Origin of the sequence: Thiomonas sp. 13-64-67 (assembly GCF_002282795.1) — a bacterium.
Classification (GTDB): domain Bacteria; phylum Pseudomonadota; class Gammaproteobacteria; order Burkholderiales; family Burkholderiaceae_C; genus Thiomonas; species Thiomonas arsenitoxydans.
Map to the genome: position 1 here is coordinate 1 of NZ_NCKP01000044.1, position 15048 is coordinate 15048.

Annotated in this window: 17 protein-coding genes and 3 tRNA genes; 13 read left to right on the top strand and 7 right to left on the bottom strand. The window is 64.3% G+C overall.

The genetic code is table 11. The features are described 5' to 3' along the window. Positions 1 to 215: 215 nt before the first annotated feature. Positions 216 to 395 (top strand): hypothetical protein, encoded by a 180-nt coding sequence (locus B7X30_RS11215; RefSeq protein ID WP_156053794.1) that lies wholly within the window; start codon positions 216 to 218, stop codon positions 393 to 395. Positions 396 to 421: 26 nt separating this feature from the next. Here B7X30_RS11215 and B7X30_RS11220 read toward each other — a convergent pair whose 3' ends face one another. Continuing rightward, positions 422 to 1177 (bottom strand): sulfite exporter TauE/SafE family protein, encoded by a 756-nt coding sequence (locus tag B7X30_RS11220; RefSeq protein ID WP_013107526.1) that lies wholly within the window; start codon positions 1175 to 1177, stop codon positions 422 to 424. Positions 1178 to 1298: 121 nt separating this feature from the next. Between B7X30_RS11220 and B7X30_RS11225 the strand changes: the two genes are divergently transcribed. After that, entirely contained in the window at positions 1299 to 2219 is a 921-nt protein-coding gene (locus tag B7X30_RS11225; RefSeq protein ID WP_286730650.1) for a DUF808 domain-containing protein, read from the top strand. A 30-nt stretch (positions 2220 to 2249) separates the two neighbouring features. Here the strand turns inward: B7X30_RS11225 and B7X30_RS11230 are convergent, their stop codons facing one another. The 4 genes from B7X30_RS11230 to apaG form a co-directional block, all read right to left on the bottom strand. Then, a complete protein-coding gene (locus B7X30_RS11230; protein WP_013124531.1) occupies positions 2250 to 2486 on the bottom strand; it encodes an HP1242/YdcH family protein in 237 nt (78 codons plus the stop codon). A gap of 96 nt (positions 2487 to 2582) precedes the next feature. Beyond that, positions 2583 to 3848, bottom strand: a complete 1266-nt coding sequence (mltA, locus tag B7X30_RS11235; protein ID WP_286730652.1) for a murein transglycosylase A — start codon at positions 3846 to 3848, stop codon at positions 2583 to 2585. Between the two features lie 2 nt (positions 3849 to 3850). Next, a complete protein-coding gene (gene tlpB / locus B7X30_RS11240) occupies positions 3851 to 5974 on the bottom strand; it encodes a transporter-like protein TlpB (protein WP_286730653.1) in 2124 nt (707 codons plus the stop codon). Beyond that, complete coding sequence (apaG, locus tag B7X30_RS11245) at positions 5974 to 6348, bottom strand: Co2+/Mg2+ efflux facilitator ApaG/CorD (RefSeq protein ID WP_013107521.1); 375 nt, start codon at positions 6346 to 6348, stop codon at positions 5974 to 5976. Before apaG ends, tlpB begins: the two co-directional genes overlap by 1 nt. 131 nt (positions 6349 to 6479) lie before the next feature. On the opposite strand from apaG, the gene rpe reads away from it, so the two are divergent. Then, positions 6480 to 7178: a ribulose-phosphate 3-epimerase gene (gene rpe, locus B7X30_RS11250; protein ID WP_013107520.1), complete on the top strand. Its 699-nt coding sequence runs from the start codon at positions 6480 to 6482 to the stop codon at positions 7176 to 7178. Then, positions 7178 to 7879 (top strand): phosphoglycolate phosphatase, encoded by a 702-nt coding sequence (gene gph, locus B7X30_RS11255; RefSeq protein WP_013107519.1) that lies wholly within the window; start codon positions 7178 to 7180, stop codon positions 7877 to 7879. Before rpe ends, gph begins: the two co-directional genes overlap by 1 nt. 72 nt (positions 7880 to 7951) lie before the next feature. Here the strand turns inward: gph and B7X30_RS11260 are convergent, their stop codons facing one another. Both B7X30_RS11260 and B7X30_RS11265 read right to left on the bottom strand, forming a co-directional pair. After that, the gene (locus tag B7X30_RS11260) at positions 7952 to 8527 is read right to left on the bottom strand and encodes a chalcone isomerase family protein (RefSeq protein WP_013107518.1); all 576 of its coding nucleotides are present in this window, start codon (positions 8525 to 8527) and stop codon (positions 7952 to 7954) included. 144 nt (positions 8528 to 8671) lie between these two features. Then, positions 8672 to 9295, bottom strand: coding sequence for a chalcone isomerase family protein (locus B7X30_RS11265; RefSeq protein ID WP_286730658.1), 624 nt, complete (start codon positions 9293 to 9295; stop codon positions 8672 to 8674). A 122-nt stretch (positions 9296 to 9417) separates the two neighbouring features. On the opposite strand from B7X30_RS11265, the gene B7X30_RS11270 reads away from it, so the two are divergent. The 9 genes from B7X30_RS11270 to B7X30_RS11310 all read left to right on the top strand — a co-directional run. After that, complete coding sequence (locus B7X30_RS11270; RefSeq protein WP_286730660.1) at positions 9418 to 9882, top strand: PaaI family thioesterase; 465 nt, start codon at positions 9418 to 9420, stop codon at positions 9880 to 9882. Between the two features lie 302 nt (positions 9883 to 10184). Next, complete coding sequence (trpE, locus tag B7X30_RS11275) at positions 10185 to 11684, top strand: anthranilate synthase component I (protein WP_286730661.1); 1500 nt, start codon at positions 10185 to 10187, stop codon at positions 11682 to 11684. A gap of 44 nt (positions 11685 to 11728) precedes the next feature. Beyond that, positions 11729 to 12319, top strand: coding sequence for an anthranilate synthase component II (locus B7X30_RS11280; RefSeq protein ID WP_286730662.1), 591 nt, complete (start codon positions 11729 to 11731; stop codon positions 12317 to 12319). Beyond that, positions 12306 to 13352: an anthranilate phosphoribosyltransferase gene (trpD, locus tag B7X30_RS11285; RefSeq protein WP_013107513.1), complete on the top strand. Its 1047-nt coding sequence runs from the start codon at positions 12306 to 12308 to the stop codon at positions 13350 to 13352. The genes B7X30_RS11280 and trpD overlap by 14 nt, the downstream gene beginning before the upstream one ends. Next, complete coding sequence (gene trpC / locus B7X30_RS11290) at positions 13349 to 14221, top strand: indole-3-glycerol phosphate synthase TrpC (protein ID WP_286730663.1); 873 nt, start codon at positions 13349 to 13351, stop codon at positions 14219 to 14221. The genes trpD and trpC overlap by 4 nt, the downstream gene beginning before the upstream one ends. 64 nt (positions 14222 to 14285) lie before the next feature. Beyond that, positions 14286 to 14371 (top strand) — tRNA-Tyr (locus B7X30_RS11295). Between the two features lie 122 nt (positions 14372 to 14493). Beyond that, positions 14494 to 14567: transfer RNA gene (locus tag B7X30_RS11300), tRNA-Gly, on the top strand. 60 nt (positions 14568 to 14627) lie between these two features. Next, positions 14628 to 14702: transfer RNA gene (locus tag B7X30_RS11305), tRNA-Thr, on the top strand. 49 nt (positions 14703 to 14751) lie between these two features. After that, positions 14752 to 15048: GTP-binding protein (locus B7X30_RS11310; RefSeq protein ID WP_286730665.1), on the top strand; the 297-nt coding region annotated here is incomplete at its 3' end.

Sequence of the window (15048 nt, forward strand, 5' to 3'; positions counted from 1 at the left end):
CCGAAAAAAAGTTCAGTTCCATACGGGCTGGGTTGACGATAGTTGGGCAGGTGGCCCAAATATAGTTTTCAGGATGAAACTTTACAATTCGGCGATGCGTCTTGGGCTGAGGGGCATCAAGATTCGGAAGGCGAGGGGCCAAGTTTCCACCCAAGCGATGCCTTTCAGCATCGCCCTACGATAGGCTGGACCCCATCATCAACTCGGGAGGAACTGTGCAACAAGAACCCAAACACGGACCAAGATTCTGGCTGGGCAACGGCATTCTGGCGCTGGCCGCGGTGTTTCTGCTGTTCATCGACCAGGCGGCGCAATGGCTGGGCACGGGGGCGGTCGCGCTCTGGATGGGGCTGGTCGCCGTGGGCGTCTATCTCATCGTCAAAGACGGGCGATGAGAGGCCGGTATGAGAGGCCCAGGAATTCAGCGAAAGAACAGCGCGCTCATCACCAGACCGATCAGCACGATGCTCCAGCGCATCACCTCGCGCGGAATGCGCCGGGCGACGCGCGCGCCCACATAGCCGCCCACCAGCACGGCGGGCAGCATGACCGCCACCCAGCGCCACTGCACGGTGCCAGCGGCGGCGTAGATGCCCACGGCGAACAGGGTGAGCACGGCGGAGATGGCGTTTTTCAGCGCGTTCATGCGGTTGAGATGGGTCTCGCCGATCAGGGTGAGCATCGCCAGCAGCAGCACGCCGAGGCCGCCGTTGAAATAGCCGCCGTACACGCTGACCACGAACAGGCCGACCAGCGCCTGCAGCCGCGGCGCATGCTGCTCGGGATGACGGCCGATGCGGCGCAACAAGGTCGGCCCGAAGGCGAACAAGGCGGTGGCGAACAGCAGCAACCACGGCACCAGCGCCCGAAACGCGTGATTGCTCGTGGTGATCAACAGCCCGGCGCCGATGCCCCCGCCCACCAGGCAGGTCAGCATCAGCGCGGTCATGCCGACCGAGCGCGGCGGGCCGAGGTCTTCGCGGAAGCCCCAGGTGCTGGCCAAGTAGCCGGGCAACAGGGCCGTGGTGCCGGTGGCGTTGGCGGCAACGGGCGCAATCCCGGCATAGATCAATGCGGGCAGGGTGAGGAAGCTACCACCCCCGGCCGCGGCGTTGAGCGCGGCCCCAAAAAAAGCGGCCAGCGCGACCAGCGCCAAAGTGAAACCGTCGTTGAACATGAGCTTGATGCGAAAAAGCGTCAAGCATACGCAGAACGCCAGCGCTGCGCCCGGCAGGCCTGCGGTTTGTCGTCCAATGCCGCTTTCACGCTTTCAATTGGTAACACGACCCTCCACTGCAATGGCCACCAGTCTGCTTGCTCTTTTAGATGACATCACCACCGTGCTGGATGACGTCGCGGTGCTCACCAAACTCTCGGCCAAAAAAACCGCGGGCGTGCTGGGCGACGATCTGGCGCTCAACGCCCAGCAGGTCACCGGGGTGCAGAGCAACCGCGAAATTCCCGTGGTGCTGGCCGTGGCCAAGGGCTCGCTGATCAACAAATCGATTCTTGTACCGCTGGCGCTGGCGATCAGCGCCTTTGCGCCCTGGGCGATCACCCCTTTGTTGATGTTGGGCGGGGCGTATCTGTGCTTTGAGGGCGCGGAAAAGCTGGCGCACAAGCTCTTCCACAGCACATCAGAAGAAGAAGCACATCACGAGGAATTGACCCAGGCGCTGACCCATCCGGAGGTCGATCTGCTGGCGCTGGAGCGCGACAAGGTGAAGGGCGCGGTGCGCACCGACTTCGTGCTTTCCGCCGAAATCATCGCCATCACGCTCGGTGCGGTGGCGGGTGCGAGCTTCACCACGCAGGTGGCCGTACTGGTCGGGATTTCGGTGCTGATGACCGTGGGCGTTTATGGCCTGGTTGCGGGCATTGTGAAGCTGGACGACGCCGGTCTCTACTTGAGCCGTCAGGCGTCTGCCGCGGCGCAGGCGCTGGGGCGTGGCCTATTGGCTGCGGCGCCCTGGCTGATGAAGGGGCTGAGCGTAGTGGGCACTGTCGCGATGTTTCTGGTGGGCGGCGGCATCATCAGCCACGGCTGGCCCTGGCTGCATCACGCCAGTGAGGCCGTGGTGCATCAGTCGGGTGCGGCGCTGGGCTGGCTGAGCCCGCTGTTGTTCGATGCCGCGGTGGGCATCGCCACCGGCATCGGGGTGCTCGGCGTGTGGACGCTCGGGCAGAAACTTCGGGGGCGCGGCGCGGCGGCACATTGAGCCGCGCCGGTGCGCATACCGACAAAGTATTTACGCAGCCAGTTGTGCAGCGATCTGGTCCTTGAGCTGCAAACGCTCTTTTTTCAGCGTTTCCAGGTGCAGGTCATCGGCGGCGTGCACGCCTTCTTCAATCTGCACCACTTCCTTGTTGAGTTCTTCGTAGCGTTGGGCCAGCTTTTGGAAGTGGGCGTTGTCCGCTTTCAGCGCGTGGATCTTGTCGGCCTGGGCAGGAAATTCGTGGGTCAGATCGTGCGGGTCTAGTGTCATGGGGACGTCCTCCTGTGTTGTTGAGCAAGGCTTAACCATAGGACGGTTCGCGCGGACGTGCCACCGCTGCGCGCAAACTGCCCGTTGCAGGGCCGTTCAGGGATTGACCGGCAGCAACGCCCACATGCGCCCGGGCCACTGCATGCGCCCGGCGAGTTCGCCGGCCGCATCGCCAGTGCCGGTGAACAAGTCGGCGCGCACAGCGCCCGTGATGGCCGAGCCCACATCCTGCGCGAACACCAGCCGGTCGAGCGGCTGCGGCGCGGGCGCGCGGCTGTCGTAAGGCTGCGCGGTGGACAACCACACCGGCAGGCCTAGCGCGATGGCGCGCTTGTCCACCGCGATGCTGCGCATGGCCGTGAGGGGCACGCCCAGAGCGCCGATGGGGCCGCGTTGCGGGTCGGTGTCGAGCGCGGCGTTGAAAAACACCACGCGCGGGTTGGCGGCCAGCATTTCGGGCACTTCAGCAGGGTGCATCTGCGCCCAGGCGCGGATGATGGACATGGTGATCGTGCCGTTCACCCGCCCGGTGTCGAGCAGCCAGCGGCCGACCGATTTGTAGGGCCAGCCGTTGGTGCCGGCGTAGCTCAGCCGCAAGGTCTGGCCGCTGGGCAGACGCACGAGGCCGGAGCCTTGTACCTGCAGGAACAGGGCGTCCACCGCGCTGTCGAGCCAGACCACGGTGTGACGATCCAGCGCGGCCTGTAAAGCGGGGTCGGACTGAATCTGCGCCCGGCTCCAGTAGGGCAGCACGCGCTGCTGCCCGTCCACCCAAGCCACCCGGCCGCCGCTCACACCATCGGCGCCCGGCGCGCGCGGCACGAGGTCGGCGGGCAGCCCCCAGACGGGCACCACATAAGGCCAGATGCGGGTGAGCGAGCCGTGCAGCACCGGCTCGTAGTAGCCGGTGATCAAGCCTTTGTCCTCTTGGTCCGGTTTGCCCGAAGCGGTGATTTGCCACGGCGCGAACTCGGCCTCGATGAACGCCCGCTGCGCCTGCGGATCGTCCGAAGGCACGGACGCCGCGCGTCGGCACACCGCCGCCAGCGCGCTGGGAAGGCGTGCGCCGCAGTCGCGCCGGAAGGCCTGCCAGACGCCGCTGAAATCGTCTTGCGGCCAGCCGGGCAAATCGGCCCACTGCGCGGGTTGCAGCCGCACGCCGGGGCCGGTGAGCGCGGCGGCGGTGCCCGGCGGGGTTGCAGGCCAAGGCGCCGTCGGCGCCGAAGTGGGCGGCAGGGTCGTGGGCGAAGAAGACGGCGGCGCGGGCGGCGTGGCGCAGGACGCCAGCACCAGCCCCAGCAGGCAGAGCAGGGCGGTGCGGACCTGGCCCATCAACCCCGGTCGGTGCGAAAACAACGTCATGCTCAGCCGTGTGCGCTGGCCGCAGCGTGTCGCGGCGGCAGGATGAACGTCCAGGGCCTGCGCCACAGCCGACGGGCAATGCTGGTGTAGATGGCGCGGCGCTCTTTCACCTGAATGCCCCGGGCGCGCAAGGCCAGACGGTAGGCCAGATAGAAACTCACGCCGACGTTGAGCACGCCGTTGACGGCAATGCCCGCCAGCGCCCACCAGAACGCCGGATCGTTCACGACCGCGGGCCCCAGGCTGGCGCACGCCGCGCCAAACAGGCCCGATGACAGGGTGACGTGCCGCACTTGCAGGTCGAGGCCGAAAATGCGGAAGAACTCCGGCGTCAATCCGAGCAGCAGGCCGAGCGACACATTGCCCGACATCACGCCGATATTGCGACGCCACCAGGCGGCCCAGCGCGCTGCGCGCAGCGCGCCCAGGCGACGCCGGATGCGCGGATTCCAGGCGATGGCGCTGTCGATCCGGTGCAGCACGAAGGCGTTTTCCGCCCAGCCTGCCATCACACTGGAGAGGAACAACAGCACCCCGGTAAACGCGGCAAACAGCGGCGTAGGGCCGAGCAGCGACAACGATTGCAGCTCGTGCTCCGCCTTGGGCACGGGCAGAAACTGCGGCCCGAAGACGGCCAGCCCACCCAGGCCAAGCAGCAGCGCCACCGGCATGACCAGCAAGACGTTGCCGAACACACCAGCCGACTGCGAGCGCGTGAGGTTGGCGACTTCGTCAACGAATCGCTCCACCCCACCGGGTTTGGACAGCTCGCCGAGCTTGTCGGCCATGGCCGGTGCGGTCATCGCCGGTTGTTTGGTGGCGATGGTCCAGTGCAGCAATTGCACGATGACAAAGCTCACCGCGTAGTTCAGCCCGGCGAGCAGGCCGGTCCAGAACAGCGCGGTTTTCAGGCCGAGAATGCCGATCTTGATCCAGGTGGTGAACCCCATGATCAGCCCGCCGCCCATCGCCGCGCCGAGCATGGCGCGATATTCGCGGCGGTCGCGGGTGATGTAGTGCTCGCCTGTCTCGGCGTGGCGTTCGGCCATTTTTTCCGCCAGCAGCGCGGTGTTGTGCCGCCACAGGGCGCGCAGGCTGCGGCGCTGGGCGTTCAGGCGCACGAAATTGGCGAACAGATGGGCGGTGTCGCGCGCCGGGGTGTCGCCCACCAGGCAATTGAGTAGCGCCTCGGCGCGGTCGATGCGCTGATGCAACTGGTGCAGCACATAGACCAGGCTGACCGAAGTGCCGTAGTCTTCCAGATGCGCCGTGACCGAATCGGCCTGCTGGCGACAGGCTTCCAACCCGGCGCGAAGCAAGGTGAGCGACTGCCGCAGCGCCTCTTCGTCGCCGGGGGGCTGCTGCGCCAGCAGCGTCTGTACCGTTTCATACTGCGCGGCCAGTTGCTTGAACGGGGCTTCGACCTCGCCCGCCAGTGGGCCGCTGTTGTGCATACGCGAGCGCAGATCGGGCGAGAAGCCGGTGGCGCGGATCTGGCTGACGGTATAGGTCAGCGCATCGAGCAGGGCGATACGCCAGAGCTGCGCGCTGGCGGTTTTTTCGGTTTCGATCTCGCGCGTAGCCAGCAATTCGCGCAGACGTGCGAGGGTCTCGGCATCGAGCGCTTCGAGCCAGACGGCGTCGTGCGCCTGCGGAAAAAACAGGGCGAACAGCACGGCGAGATCGCGCGTTTCGGGCGATTTGGGCAGCCATTTGTTGCCCAGCCGCTCGCTGAATTCGCTGAAAAACGAAGGCCGCTGGCTGAAGCCGAAATCGGCCAGCAGCAAAGTGGCATCGGTGTTGCGCAGCAGGCCGTTGATCACGGCGGCGATTTCGGCGCGGCGCTCGGGCAGGTGGTCGAGCACATCCAGCAGGGTTTGCAGTCGGCGGATTTCGGCGGGCGCCGCAGTGTCTTCACCGTCTTGCGCAGCGAGAGCGGGCGGCAGGCTCAGACCCTCGCGCAGGAGGGCGGCGTCGGGGCCGCGTCGCAGCCAGTCCAGCAGGTCGATGATCCAGAGCGCTTGCTCCACGGGCTGCGCCTGTGCGCTGGCCGCGTCGAGCAGCGAATGCACCTCCGTCGCCGCACGCGCCGCCGCCTTGCGCGCCCGGTGCTTGGCAAAAAACATCAGTGCAGACTCCGCGGCTGAACCAGCGCGAATTCGGGAATGTGCGCCTCGAAGCGCTCGCCATCTTCGGCGACACAGAAATAACTGCCGCGCATACTGCCCATCGGCGTGCTCAGTTGCGACCAGCTGGTGTATTCGAACGCTTCGCCGGGCTTGAGAAAGGGCTGCTGCCCCACCACGCCCAGGCCGCGCACTTCTTCCACCTTGCCCGCGCCGTCGGTAATGATCCAGTGGCGGGAAATGAGCTGCGCGGCCACGCGCCCGGTGTTGATCACGGTGACGGTGTAGCTGTAGGCATAGACGCCTTGCTCCGCATCCGACTTCTCGGGCAGGTATTGCGGAATCACCGAAACGGAAAATTGATAGGTCGACATGCGCCCGATTCTAGGAGTTAGCAGTGGAATGCGCGCTTGAGATGGCTTGACATTCAGGGAATTGCGCCGCGTCAGGTAGTTGGGTTCAAATCCCTACAGAATCAGTTGGGCATCCCTCTAAAATGAACGCCATGAAAACCTACCGCATCGCTCCCAGCATTCTCTCGGCCGACTTTGCCCGCCTGGGCGAGGAGGTGCGCAACGTCATCGACGCCGGCGCTGATTTCATTCATTTCGACGTGATGGACAACCATTACGTGCCCAACCTCACCATCGGCCCGCTGGTGGCCGAGGCCATCAAGCCCTACTGCAAGAAGGCCGACGGCACCCCCATCACGCTGGATGTGCATCTGATGGTCGAGCCGGTCGATGCCATCGCCCAGTCCTTCGTCAAGGCGGGCGCCGACATCGTCAGCTTCCACCCCGAAGCCAGCAAGCACGTCGATCGCACCCTGCAGATGATTCGCGACGGCGGCGCCAAGGCCGGGCTGGTGTTCAACCCCGCCACGCCGCTTTCCGTGCTCGACTACGTCATGGACAAGGTCGATTTGGTGCTGCTGATGAGCGTCAACCCCGGCTTTGGCGGACAGAGTTTCATTGAAAGCAGCCTGCCCAAGGCCAAACAGGTACGTGCCAAGCTCGACGCCTACAAGGCACAGACGGGCCGCGACATCCTGCTGGAAATCGACGGCGGCATCAAGCCCGACAACATCGCCGCGGCCGCCGCGGCCGGGGTGGACACTTTCGTGGCCGGTAGCGCCATTTTCGGCAAGCCCGACTACAAGGCCGTGATCGACGCCATGCGCGCCAACCTCGCGGCGGTGGCCTGATGGACGCCCGCACCGCTGCAACGCCAGCCCTGACCTTGGTCGGCCACGCCGTGCAGGCCGCCATCATCGATCTCGACGGCACCATGATCGACACCCTGGGCGACTTTCATGCGGCGCTTTCGCGGTTGATGGACGAACTCGGTCTGCCCGCGGTCAGCCGTGAGCAGGTGGAGCATCGCATCGGCAAAGGTTCCGAATATCTGGTGCTGCAGACCCTGCGCATTCACCTCCGCGACGATCAGGCCCAAGACCTGTACCCGCGCGCCATCGAAACCTATCAGCGTATTTACGGCACCATCAACGGCCAGTATTCCAACCCGTTTCCCGGCGTGCCCGAAGGGCTAGCGTCCTTGAAGGCTGCGGGCTTGCGGCTGGCCTGCATCACCAACAAGCCCACACGCTACGCGCGCGAACTGCTCGACCTCAAAGGGCTGCTGCAGCACTTTGAAGTGGTCAACGGCGGCGACGCCTTCCCGCGCAAGAAGCCCGACCCCATGCCCTTGGTCGAAACCTGCAAGCAGATCGGCCTGCCCACCGCGGTGGTGCTGATGATCGGCGATTCGCAGAACGATGCCCTGGCCGCCCGTGCCGCCGGTTGCCCGGTGGCTCTGGTCACCTACGGCTACAACCACGGCGAGCCCGTGCGTGCGGTGGACGCAGATGGCTTTGCCGACCGCATCGGCGATCTGCTGCCCGCCTGAATAATTCAGCACGCAGCAATAAAAAAGCCGCTCCGGACAGGAGCGGCTTTTTTGTGGGCAGAGCCCACACGATCAGCCGTTGATGTTCTGCTTTTGAATCGAGGTGTTGGACAGCACGCCAGCGGGCAGCATGCGCAGCATGGCCTGATACAGCTCGGCGTTGCCGGTGCCCGGAATGATGTGCGAGCCCGGACCCATCAGCACGATGCCGTTGGAGGGTTCGAACAGCAGTTCAACCGTTTGACCCTTGGCGATCTGCTTCACGCTGGCCAGTTGTTTACTGAAGGCGTCCATCGCCGGCTTGAACGAGGCGTACTGCGCGGCGGACACGCCCTTTTTCACCCCAGCATCCAGCGCCTTGGCCAAAGCGTCGGCCGACATATTGGAAATGGCGGTGAGGCGAATCGATTTGGCCCCGGGCATGGTCATGATGTTGCTGACCGACGTGGTGTTTTGCGGCAGGTAAACCGCCGCGGCCATCTTGCCGCCCATATCGACCACGCCAGCGCCGTTGATCAGCAGGGGCACGCCGTTGGCCGGGGCGGTTTGCATCACAGGAACGCCGCCCACTTTGACGGCGGCATTGGCGCTTACGGCGCCGAACGTCGCGGCCAGCGCGATGGCGGTTGCGGTCAGAACTGTTTTCATGGACGATCCTCGGGTGGTTTGTGGGTATATCAGCCAAATCTTATTTTATGAACCCACCCCTTGCATGTTCGGGTTTTCACCGAAACGGCGTGTTTGAGTGGTCACCAAACATGACGGCGCGCAAGCCTTGCCCGGTGAAGCCGGTCAGTTGCTGTCCGCTTCGTTGCCCAGCAGCGCACGTTTGAGCCGGTCTTCAGCAGGATCTTTGCCCAGCCAGATTTTGAGCATGGAGTTGAAAAACTGCGGCTCGGTGAACACCCCGCCCGAGGGCACGCCATCGATGGCGATGGTGCTGCCCTTGCCGGGAATCTCGCGGATAGTCACCGTTTCCCCGGTTTTGATCTGGCTTTTTTGGGCAAACAGTCCGCCCAGTTGCACCAGGCTGGGAATGAAGGCGCTGAACTCCTCCGGGCTGAGGTTGTTTTTGATGCCTTCGTTGAGTTTGTCGCCGAGCTCCTTGCCGCTCACATCACGTAGCAGGGTGAGCTTCAACTCCTTGGGCCCGGCCATGTTGTAAATCGCCTGCGGTTGCGTGCTTTTCTGCGGCAAATACAGCGCGGCGGTGTAAACCTTGAAAAAGAACACGTACCGGGTACCGGCGCCGTTGAGCGTCAGCGTCTTGCCGCCGACATCCACTTGCGGCGGAATATCCACGCCGTGCAGGGTGAGCGCCTGCGCGCTAGGCATGAAGGATGCGCCGGCCAGGGCGGCGATCAGCGAGGCGGTTGCGCCGAAGGTGCGCAGCGGCTTGTGAGCGGTGTGATCCATGAAGTCTCCTGTTGTCTGTTATCGAACGGTCGTTCATTTTTCGTAAAACGCCGTGCTTTGACAAGTGAATTTGGATAGGGCGCCGTTTAAGATACTGCAACGACACCCATGAAGGAGACGTCATGCCCAAGGTTTTTCAGGACAGCTACCCCGACGCGCTGGCGCACTGCTATGGCTGCGGCCGCCTCAATGCCGAGGGGCATCAGATCAAGACCGTCTGGGATGGTGATGAAACGGTCACGCGCTTCACGCCCCAGCCCTATCACATCGCAGTGCCTGGCTTTGTGTACGGCGGCTTGATCGCCTCCCTGATCGATTGCCACAGCACCGGCACAGCGGCAGCGGCGATGTACCGTGCCGAAGGGCGGGAGATGGACACGCCACCGGCGTTCCGTTTTGTCACCGGATCGCTGCATGTCGATTTTCTCAAGCCGACGCCCTTGGGCACAGAGCTTGAAATTCGCGGTCGGGTGAAAGAAATCAAGGGCCGCAAGGTCATTGTGGAGTCCACGGTGTTTGCGGGCGGCGTGGCCACCGTGCGCGGCGAGGTCGTTGCGATACAGATGCCGGAAAACTTCGGCGCTTGAGACCGCGTTTGAGCCCGTTACGCGGAAAATGGCCCTACGAGTTTGCTACATTCGCTCACTCGGATAGATCTGCGCTATTCATTCACTGTCCATGTTCATCCATCGGCGACACGCATCGGGTTCTGGAGACCGGGGGGCTTGGCCCTGGCGGTTCTGGCTGATCGTGCCCGCTGCTGCGGCCTGACTCACCTCCGATCTGCGCCCCATCCGCGCGTCAATGCGTGGGGCCACTTCGGCAACAAGCCGCGCTCCCGTGATATCCGCTGCCCGCCCCTGCGGGGCAGCCGACCCTTGAGACGAACATGACTGAACTCGAATTCAAAGAACTGGCCCGCCAGGGCTACAACCGCATTGCGCTCGTGTCGGAAGCGCTGGCGGATCTGGAAACTCCCCTGTCGCTCTACCTCAAGTTGGGGGTGGGCGCAGGAGCCGGGCAAAACACCTTTTTGCTGGAATCTGTCGTCGGCGGCGAGCGCTTCGGCCGCTACTCCTTCATCGGCCTGGCCGCGCGCACGCAGGTGCGGGTGAAGAACGGCCTCACCGAGGTGCTGCGCGACGGCGCGGTGGTGGAAACCTCTGAAGCGCCGCCGCTGGATTTCATCGAAGCGTTCCACGCCCGCTTCAAGGTGGCGCTGCCTGCGGGCATGCCGCGTTTTTGCGGCGGGTTGGCGGGGTATTTCGGCTATGACGCGGTGCGCTATATCGAGCCGCGCCTGATGGCGTCTGCGGCCAAGCATCCCAAGCCCGATCCGCTCGGTATGCCCGACATCCTGCTGATGTTGTGCGAAGAACTCGCCGTGATCGACAACCTGTCGGGGCGGCTCTACCTCATCGTCTATGCCGACCCCGGCCAGCCCGAGGCCCATAGCCAGGCGCGCTCGCGCTTGCGCGGTCTGCGCGAGCAACTGCGCTATTCCGTTTCGGCGCCGCCCATGCAGCGCAGCAGCGTGACGCCGATCGAGCGCGAGTTCGACAAGGCCGACTATCTGAAAGCGGTCGAGAAGGCGAAGGACTACATCGCCGCCGGCGACTTCATGCAGGTGCAGGTGGGGCAGCGCCTGCGCAAGCGCTTCAGCGATTCGCCGCTGTCGCTCTACCGCGCGCTGCGCTCGCTCAACCCTTCGCCGTACATGATTTATTTCAACTTCGGCGATTTTCAGATTGCGGCCTCATCGCCCGAGATTCTGGTGCGCGAAGAGGCTGTGCCCGAAGGACGCAAGGTCACCATCCGCCCGCTGGCGGGCACGCGGCCGCGCGGCGCCACCGCCGAGGCCGATGTGCGCAACGAGGCCGAACTGCTGGCCGACCCGAAGGAACGGGCCGAGCATCTGATGCTCATCGATCTGGCGCGCAACGATCTGGGCCGGATCGCGCAGACCGGCAGCGTGAAGGTGACCGAGGCGTTCGCCATCGAGCGCTATTCGCATGTGATGCACATCGTCAGCAACGTCGAGGGGCTGCTGCAACCGCAGCGCACGCCAATGGACGTGCTGCGCGCCACCTTCCCGGCGGGCACGCTGTCGGGCGCGCCCAAGATTCGCGCCATGGAAGTGATCGACGAACTCGAACCCACCCGCCGCGGGCTGTACGGCGGGGCCATCGGCTACTGGAGTTTTGCCGGTGACATGGATCTGGCCATCGCCATTCGCACCGGCATCGTCAAGGACAACTGGTTGTACGTGCAGGCGGCCGCTGGCGTGGTGGCTGATTCCGTGCCCGAGATGGAGTGGCGCGAAACCGAGGCCAAGGCCCGCGCCGTGTTGCGCGCGGCCGAGCAAGTGCAGGAAGGGCTGGACGGCTAAAGCGCCGTCCCGCCCCCTCTCTTCCCAGACCTACGGAGCCCATCATGCTGCTGATGATCGACAACTACGACAGCTTTACCTACAACCTGGTGCAATATTTCGGCGAACTCGGCCAGGACGTGCACACCGTGCGCAACGATGAGCTCGATCTCGAAGCCATCGCGGCACTCAATCCCGAGCGCATCGTCATTTCTCCCGGACCCTGCTCGCCCGCCGAGGCGGGTATCTCCGTGCCGGTGCTGCAATATTTCGCCGGGCGACTGCCCATTCTGGGCGTCTGCCTGGGGCATCAGGCCATCGGCACCGCGTTTGGCGGCCAGATCGTGCGGGCGCGACAAATCATGCACGGCAAGACCAGCCCCGTCACCCATGACGGCCGAGGCGTGTTCGCCGATCTGCCCAGTCCGTACACCGTGGTGCGCTATCACTCGCTGGCCATCGAGCGCGACAGCCTGCCGGCCTGCCTGGAAATTACCGCGCAGACCGAAGATGGCGAAATCATGGGGGTGCGTCACCGCCATTTCGCCATCGAGGGCGTGCAGTTTCACCCGGAATCCATCGAGACCGAGCACGGCCACCGGCTGCTGCAGAATTTTCTGGCGTTGAACGAGAGCCACTTCCATGACCATCAGTAATCACGATGCGCTGGTGCGCGTCATCGAGCACCGCGAAATCTTCCACGATGAAATGATCGGGCTGATGCGCCGCATCATGACCGGCGAGATGTCCCCGGTCATGATGGCCGCGCTCATCACCGGCCTGCGGGTGAAAAAGGAAACCATCGGCGAAATCACCGCCGCCGCGATGGTGATGCGCGAATTCGCCACGCCGGTCGAAGTGGCCGATAAAAAGCGCCTGGTCGACATCGTCGGCACAGGGGGCGATTCCGCGCGCACCTTCAATATCTCCACCGCCAGCATGTTCGTCGCCGCCGCCGCCGGGGCGCAGGTGGCCAAGCATGGCGGGCGCAGCGTGAGTTCTTCCTCCGGCTCGGCCGACGCGCTCGACGCGCTGGGCGCCAACATCCAGCTCACGCCGGAGCAGGTGGCGCAAAGTCTGGCCGAATGCGGCATCGGCTTCATGTTCGCGCCCAACCACCATCCGGCCATGAAGCACGCGGCGCCGGTGCGCAAGGAGTTGGGGGTGCGCACCCTGTTCAATATTCTCGGCCCGCTGACCAACCCCGCGGGTGCGCCTAACCAGTTGCTGGGGGTGTTCCACCCCGATCTGGTCGGTATTCTGGTGCGCGTTTTGCAAAGGCTGGGCAGCGAGCACGCCCTGGTGGTGCACGGGCTGGATGGCCTGGACGAGGTGTCACTGTCGGGCGAGACGCTGATTGGCGAACTCAAGAACGGCCAGATCAGCGAATACGCCATTCACCCCGGCGATCTCGGGCTGAAGTCCGCGCCACTGGAAGCGCTGCGAGTGGAAGGCCCGGCTCAGTCCATCGAGCTGATGCACGAGGCGCTCAACGATGTGGCGGGCGCGCCCAGAGACATCGTGGCACTCAATGCAGGGGTCGCGCTGTACGCCGCGAACGTCGCGCCCGCATTGATCGACGGCGTGCAGATGGCGCGCGAAGCCATTTCCAGCGGCGCAGCACGCGACAAAATGCAAGAGTTCGTGCGCGTCACCCGCGCCATGCAGAATCTGGCGGCCAGCGTATGAGCCCACCCCGAAACCCTTCGCTTCGCTCGGCTCTCCCGTCAAGGGGCAAGAAACTCTCGGGGCGGCCCAGCGAGTTTCTTGATAGCGACATTCTTCAGCGCATCCTCGCCACCAAAGCGCAAGAAGTGGCGGCGGCGCGCGAGCAGGTGCCTTTATCGGCGCTGCGCGAGCAGGCTGCGGCGCGTGACGCGCCGCGGGGGTTTGCTGCCGCGGTGCAGGCCAAAGTCGCCGCGGGTGGGCCCGCCGTCATTGCGGAAGTGAAAAAGGCCAGTCCGTCGCGCGGGGTTCTGCGGGCCGACTTCGATCCGGCCGCTATCGCTCGCAGCTACGCGGCCGGGGGCGCCACCTGCTTGTCCGTGCTCACCGATGTGCAGTACTTCCAGGGGGCAGCGTCTTATCTGCAGCAGGCGCGGGCGGCTTGCGCGCTGCCCGTATTGCGCAAGGATTTCATGGTCGACGCCTACCAGATCGCCGAGGCTGCAGCGATGGGGGCCGACTGCGTGCTGTTGATCGCCGCCGCTCTGCCGCGGGCGCAATTGATCGAACTGGAAGCCGAGGCGATGAGCTATGGCCTCGATGTGCTGGTCGAGGTGCACAACGCGGCTGAACTGGAGGCGGCGCTGGCGCTGCGCACGCCGCTGCTTGGCATCAACAACCGCGACTTGCGCAGCTTTGAAGCCCGGCTGGAGACCACCCTCGATCTGCTGCCGCAGATTCCTGAGGGCCGCGTCGTTGTGACCGAGAGCGGCATTCTGACCGCGGATCACGTCGCGCGCATGCGGGCCGCCAGCGTTCAGGCCTTCCTCGTCGGCGAAGCCTTCATGCGCGCGGACGACCCCGGCACAGCCCTGCGCGCGCTCTTCGATTGACCCGTCTAAAAGGCCTTCTATTTGACATTGCCGCAAAAATCGCTAACAATCTGCGGTTCGCCTCGGAGAGGTGGCCGAGTGGTTAATGGCAGCAGACTGTAAATCTGCCCTCTTACGAGTACGCTGGTTCGAATCCAGCCCTCTCCACCAGGCGCAAGGATGATGTGCTTTGCTGCTTTTGGTTTTTGCTGCGGGCTTCGTCGTGTTGGCGACGATCAGTCGCTCCGAGTTGGTCGCTGCGGGCCTCACCATGGTGTCCAGGGCTAGGCAAGGCGGGAGTAGTTCAATGGTAGAACCTTAGCCTTCCAAGCTAATGGCGCGGGTTCGATTCCCGTCTCCCGCTCCAGCTCCTGCGGTATTTAGTGTTGTTATGTAACGGTTTTTTCTTGAGCGTGCAAGCGTTCAGGCCCATGTGGCTCAGTGGCAGAGCACTCCCTTGGTAAGGGAGAGGTCGCGGGTCCGATTCCCGCCATGGGCACCAGTTGAATTTATCGATTTGTCCATCTTTGTAGGCTTGAGGAGTTTGAATCATGGCGAAGGAAAAGTTTGAGCGGACCAAGCCGCACGTCAACGTGGGCACGATTGGTCACGTGGACCACGGCAAGACCACGCTGACGGCGGCCATCACCACCGTGCTGGCGGCCAAGTTTGGCGGATCGGCCAAGGCCTACGACCAGATCGACGCAGCGCCCGAAGAGAAGGCTCGCGGCATCACCATCAACACCGCGCACGTGGAATACGAGACGGCCAACCGCCACTACGCCCACGTCGACTGCCCCGGTCACGCCGACTACGTCAAGAACATGATCACCGGTGCCGCCCAGATG